Below are 816 nucleotides of genomic sequence, written 5' to 3'. Positions count from 1 at the left end.
CCCACCCTCCCCGGTCAACCGCAGCCCGTCCCCACGAGCCCGATCGGCCAGCATCGCGATCAACTGCTCATCCGTCACCGCACCCACCGGCTCGGCGGCCGGCTGTCCCACGGTCGTCTCGGTCGTCATCTGGCGTCTCTCCCTTGATCGGTCGATCAGCCGTTATTTGTACAGTCCCGTCCCTCGCCACGCGGGTCACCCCGGGCCAGGCAGCCGACACCAAACAGCTTGTCGCCCTGCTGGATCAGGTCGCCGTCAACCAGCCCGGCGGCGGCCGGCCCCGCAAACGCCCGGACTCCCTGGCGGCCGACAAGGCGTACTCCAGCAAGGCAAACCGGGCCGCCCTACGCGCCCGCAAGATTAAAGCCGTGATCCCCGAGCGCGACGACCAGAAAGCCAACCGTGCAAGGAAAGGAGCATCCGGCGGGCGCCCACCGGACTTCGACGCCGAGAAGTATAAGAACCGCAACCAAGTCGAACGGGGCTTCAACCGACGCAAGCACTGGCGTGCCCTGGCGACCAGGTACGACAAGCTCGCCGACTCCTACCAGGCCACACTCGACCTCGCCGAAACCCTCGACTGGCTCCGCGCCATACCCGATCAAACCCCATGATCCGCCAGATACGCCCTAGGTGTTGCGTCGGTTGAAGCAGAGCAAAGGACGCGCAAGTGACCTGCCGGTCTCTGCCGCCCGCACCGCCGGACTACACCGCGCCCGAACCCGCACCCGCCCGCCGTCGTCGTCGTGGGCGACGTGGTGGAGGCCCTCGGCCGCTAACAATGGCACGAGTCCACGCGCGACGGAGCTGCCCGGG

General features: G+C 67.9%; 1 protein-coding gene. It reads left to right on the top strand.

Features of this window, described 5'->3' with window-relative positions:
* Positions 1-143 precede the first annotated feature (143 nt).
* Positions 144-614 (top strand): transposase, encoded by a 471-nt coding sequence (locus F8271_RS31580; RefSeq protein ID WP_151493417.1) that lies wholly within the window; start codon positions 144-146, stop codon positions 612-614.
* Positions 615-816: the final 202 nt, after the last annotated feature.

This window comes from Micromonospora sp. ALFpr18c, assembly GCF_008868155.1.
GTDB lineage: Bacteria > Actinomycetota > Actinomycetes > Mycobacteriales > Micromonosporaceae > Micromonospora.
Note: the sequence above shows the minus strand (reverse complement) of the source record. Positions and strands in the feature narration are given on the sequence as shown.